The sequence below is a fragment of the Nonomuraea sp. SBT364 genome (genome assembly GCF_001083785.1).
Lineage (GTDB): Bacteria > Actinomycetota > Actinomycetes > Streptosporangiales > Streptosporangiaceae > Nonomuraea.
The window spans coordinates 1-4,595 of record NZ_LAVL01000300.1; the positions used below are offsets into that span (position 1 = coordinate 1).

General features: G+C 70.9%; 5 protein-coding genes. 4 read left to right on the forward strand and 1 reads right to left on the reverse strand.

The genetic code is table 11. From position 1 onward, the window contains the following. Positions 1 to 263: 263 nt before the first annotated feature. A complete protein-coding gene (locus tag ADY59_RS46570) occupies positions 264 to 629 on the reverse strand; it encodes a hypothetical protein (protein ID WP_049577570.1) in 366 nt (121 codons plus the stop codon). A 230-nt stretch (positions 630 to 859) separates the two neighbouring features. Here ADY59_RS46570 and ADY59_RS46575 point away from each other — a divergent pair, with 230 nt between their 5' ends. The 4 genes from ADY59_RS46575 (at position 860) to ADY59_RS46590 (ending at position 4,546) form a co-directional block, all read left to right on the forward strand. Then, on the forward strand, positions 860 to 1,756 hold the full coding sequence (locus tag ADY59_RS46575; RefSeq protein WP_049577573.1) for an alpha/beta fold hydrolase: 897 nt from the start codon (positions 860 to 862) through the stop codon (positions 1,754 to 1,756). 43 nt (positions 1,757 to 1,799) lie between these two features. Continuing rightward, positions 1,800 to 2,981 (forward strand): adenylyltransferase/sulfurtransferase MoeZ, encoded by a 1,182-nt coding sequence (gene moeZ / locus ADY59_RS46580; protein WP_049577576.1) that lies wholly within the window; start codon positions 1,800 to 1,802, stop codon positions 2,979 to 2,981. A gap of 66 nt (positions 2,982 to 3,047) precedes the next feature. Continuing rightward, the gene (locus tag ADY59_RS46585; protein WP_231619231.1) at positions 3,048 to 3,767 is read left to right on the forward strand and encodes a hypothetical protein; all 720 of its coding nucleotides are present in this window, start codon (positions 3,048 to 3,050) and stop codon (positions 3,765 to 3,767) included. After that, positions 3,761 to 4,546, forward strand: a complete 786-nt coding sequence (locus ADY59_RS46590; RefSeq protein ID WP_082310920.1) for a S8 family serine peptidase — start codon at positions 3,761 to 3,763, stop codon at positions 4,544 to 4,546. The genes ADY59_RS46585 and ADY59_RS46590 overlap by 7 nt, the downstream gene beginning before the upstream one ends. Positions 4,547 to 4,595: the final 49 nt, after the last annotated feature.

The following is a 4,595-nucleotide window of genomic DNA, read 5'->3' on the forward strand; positions in this document are numbered from 1 at the left end:
GTGGGTGGGTGGGGCGGTGGCCAGGGCGGCGCCGGAGGCGGCCAGCAGGACGGCCGCGATGCGGATGAATGCCATGGAAGCAGCTCCTATGTCGATGAAACTCCTTCTTGCATCGCATTTCCGACCCCTGACGGGAATCCGCCGCACAGCCGTATGACCGAATGCGGGATCGCGGCTTACCCGCACACATGAAAGCGAGGACACCGGAGATGATCCGGCGCCCCCGCGTTAGCTCAGCCCGTACCGGGCCGAGGTGGATCGGTTTACCAGTGGCCGCCGTTGTTGTGGCGGATCTTCAGGCAGCCGCGGCGGTGCACGGACCTGACGCGGTCCTCGGCCAGGTTGAGGAACACCTTGACGCGGTTGACGTAACGGCCGTGGCCGTGACGACGGCCGTGGTGGCCCCAGCCCCAGCCGTGGCCGTGGCCCCAGCCGTGGCCCCAGCGGTGGCCCCGGTGCCAGCGGCACCAGCGCGGGTGAGCGACGTAGTTGGAGACGTTGGTGGCCGTGCCGACGCTGGTGGAGGCGTTGGTGGTGGTGGCGGAGGCCGCCTCGCCGACACCCACCATGCCGCCGGTGAGGGCGGTGGTCAGCGTGGCGGCGGCCATCATGGTCTTGAGCTTGGACATTGTGCTTCCCCCTGAACGGTTCCTTGCACTTGCGGCATCCTCCGTAATGACGGAGAGTGCCTGAGATGTCACGCAGGGTGTCATCTGGTTGTCATACTTTCCGGGGGTTGCAGGCCATAAACGGCGAACCAGCCCTTTTGCCGCACCCTTGGGCTGTCGTTAGATCAATTAGAGATCTATGAAGCGATATAAGCTGAAATGTCCGTAATTACGTGGAACGAGGAGGAGGCATGGCAGAGCCGGTCCCCCACTGGCCGGGGCGCATGGTCGGTGACGTCCACGTCAGGTCGACCCCGGCCGGCGCCCCCGAGCAGGCGGTGTTCGTACACGGCCTGGCAGGGGCGGCGACCAACTGGACCGACCTCATGGACGAGCTGAAGGACGTCGTCACCGGGCACGCCATCGACCTGCCCGGCGCCGGGCACTCGCCCGCGCCCGCCGACGGCGACTACAGCGTGGCCGCGCACGCGGCCGCGGTCGTCAGGCTGCTGGAGCACGTCGGTCCCGCCCATCTGTTCGGCAACTCGCTGGGCGGCGCGGTCTGCGTGCGGGTCGCGGCAGGCCGGCCCGAGCTGGTGCGCTCGCTCACGCTCATCTCGCCGGCGCTGCCCGACCTGCTGCCGCGCGTCGGCCCGGTGCGGGTGGCCGCCGCCGCCACGCCGAGGCTGGGCGAGTGGGTGGCGGGCCGGCTCAGGCTGATCCCCGCGGAGCAGCGGATCAACGCCTCCTTCGCGGTAATCTGGGCGGACATGGCCGCCGTGCATCCGGTACGGCTGCGCGAAGCGATCGAGGAGCAGCGCCGGCGCGACGACCTGCCGCACGCCGGGGCCGCGATGATCGGCTCGGCCCGCGGCATCGTGGCGGAGTACTTCAGGCGCGGCGCGGACAACCTGTGGCGCCAGGCCGCGAAGGTCCGGGCGCCCACCTTGATCATCCACGGCCGCCACGACCGGCTCGTCAGGCCCGCCATGGCCGCCAAGGCCGCCCGTGCGTTCCGCCAGGTGAGGCTGGTGCTGCTGCCCGGGGCCGGGCACGTGGCGATGATGGAGGTGCCGCGCGTGGTGGCCGCCGAGGCGCGTCGTCTGATCAGTGAGACGCGATTGGGGAATGCCCCACTGCCCGGCTAGGTTTCACATGGAGATGAGACCCCCTGAAACGGGAGCGTAGAAAGTGTCGTTGCCACCGCTGGTCGAGCCGGCCGCCGAGCTCACCGTCGACGAAGTGCGCCGTTACTCGCGCCACCTGATCATTCCCGACGTGGGGATGGCCGGGCAGAAGCGGCTCAAGAACGCCAAGGTGCTGTGTGTCGGCGCCGGCGGCCTGGGGTCGCCCGCGCTGCTCTATCTCGCCGCGGCTGGGGTGGGCACGCTCGGCGTCGTCGACTTCGACGTCGTGGACGAGTCCAACCTGCAGCGCCAGGTCATCCACGGCCAGTCCGACGTGGGCAGGCTGAAGGCCGAGAGCGCCGCGGCGTCCGTCCGCGAGATCAACCCGCTGATCGACGTCGTGATCCACAACACGGCGCTGACGACCGAGAACGTCATGGAGATCTTCTCCGGCTACGACCTGATCGTCGACGGCACCGACAACTTCGCCACCCGCTACATGGTGAACGATGCCGCGGTGCTGCTGGGCAAGCCGTACGTCTGGGGTTCGATCTACCGTTTCGACGGTCAGGCGAGCGTGTTCTGGGCCGAGCACGGCCCCTGCTACCGCTGCCTCTACCCGGAGCCCCCGCCTCCCGGCATGGTGCCGTCGTGCGCCGAGGGCGGCGTGCTCGGCGTGCTGTGCGCGTCGATCGGCTCCATCCAGGTCAACGAGGCGATCAAGCTGCTCACCGGCATCGGCGACCCGCTCGTCGGCCGGCTGATGATCTACGACGCCCTGGAGATGAAGTACCGCGACGTCAAGGTCCGCAAGGACCCCGAGTGCGTGCTGTGCGGCAAGAACCCGACGGTCACCCAGCTGCTGGAAGACTACGAGGCGTTCTGCGGCGCGATCTCCGACGAGGCCGCCGAGGCGGTCAGCGGCTCCACGATCACCGCCCAGGAGCTCAAGGCCATGCAGGACAACGGCGACGACATCTTCCTCGTCGACGTCCGCGAGCCGAACGAGTACGAGATCGTCTCCATCCCGGGCGCCACGCTGATCCCCAAGGGCGAGTTCCTCAACGGCTCGGCCCTGGAGAAGCTGCCGCAGGACAAGCGCATCGTGCTGCACTGCAAGTCGGGCGCCCGCTCGGCGGAGGCGCTCGCGGTGGTCAAGAACGCGGGCTTCGCCGACGCCGTACACGTCGGCGGTGGTGTGCTGAGCTGGGTCAAGACCGTCGACCCCAGCCTGCCGTCGTACTGAGTCCCATTCCTGACCGGTCTGCTTTCCAACGGATGACACGGGGTCGACCGCATTAAGGTCGATCCTGTGGACAACGCCCGCCTCTGGCCCTCGCTCCTGGTGGCCTCCTCGCTGACCATGGTCTGCGCGGTGGCCGCCGGGGTCTCGGCCGGTTCGGCGAGCACCGAGCTGACCCGGGGCCCCAGCGCGGCCGAGCTCAGGGCGGCGGCCGAACGCGAGGTCGCCGAGCGCTGGCGCACCTGGGAGGCCGGGCGCATCTTCCCGGCCAGCCTCACCTACTCCGCCGAGCAGGGCGGCCGTGAGCGGGCCCGCCGGATCGGCATCTCGCCGCGCACCGCCTGCGACGGCGCCGTCGACGCCGAGGCCGCGGCCGCGCTGGCCGACGCGGGCTGCCGGGCCGTGCTGCGCGCCACCTACATCGACGCCCTGCGCGGCGTGCTCGTCACCGTGGGCGTCGTCGCGCTGCCCGACGAGCCGCGCGCCGCCCGCGTCAGATCCGTCTTCCCGGGCAGCGGCGCACCCGTTCCCGGCCTGCGCCCGCTGGCCTTCCGCGGCACGGTGTCCGACCGGTTCACGCCCGCCGTGCGGCAGTCGGGATCGGTACGGCAGGCCGGCCCGTACCTGGTGCTGACCACGGCCGGGCAGGTCGACGGCAGGCCCGCGAGCAAGGCGGGCGAGCAGCGGCCGGCGGTCTTCGCCTTCGCGGCCGAGATCTCCGAGCGCGTCCTGGCCGACCTGAGCAAGCCCCGCATGCCCAACTGCGCGGCCGAGGAGTGGCAGTGCTGAGCCCGGCGAGGGTCGCGCTGCTCGGCGCGCTGCTCGCCGGGCCGGTGCTCGCCGACGCGCCGCAGGCGCTGGCCGACGAGGTACGGGCCGGGCAGGAGCGGGTGATCAGGACGCTGGACCTGGCCAGGGCCTGGCGGGTCAGCGAGGGCGACGGCGTCACCGTGGCGGTGCTCGACTCGGGCGTCGACCCGGCCCACCGCGACCTGGCGGGCTCGGTCACCGTGGGCCGCGACTTCACCGACGGGGCGAACCCGCCGGGTGTCCCGCCCCGCCGCCTGCACGGCACGTACATGGCCTCGCTCATCGCCGGGCACGGGCACGGCCCGGACGGGAGCCTGGGCGTCATCGGGGTCGCGCCGCGCGCCCGGGTGCTGTCGGTGCGGGTGATCCTGGAGGACGAGGAGCCGGGGTTCCGGGCGTTCAACACCGACGAGCGCTTCGAGAACGTGGTGGCGCGCGGCATCCGCTACGCCGTCGACCGCGGGGCCGACGTGATCAACCTGTCGATCTCCAAGGAACTGGCGACCCGCCAGGACCGCGCGGCCGTACGTTACGCGGTGTCCAAGGGGGTCGTGGTGGTCGCGGCGGCGGGCAACGAGGGCACCCGCGAGGTCGAGGGCGGCGGGGCGGCGCCGTACTCGTACCCGGCGGCCTTCCCCGGCGTGGTGGCGGTGGGGGCGACCGACCGGAGGCTGCGGCGGGCGACGGTCTCCCACTGGGACTCCTCGGTCGGGGGGGTGTCTCTTTTACACATCTTACGCTGCCGACGGAGAGGATAGTGTGGAGTCTCGGGGTGGGCGGATGCTTACAAAAAACAACAATGAAAGA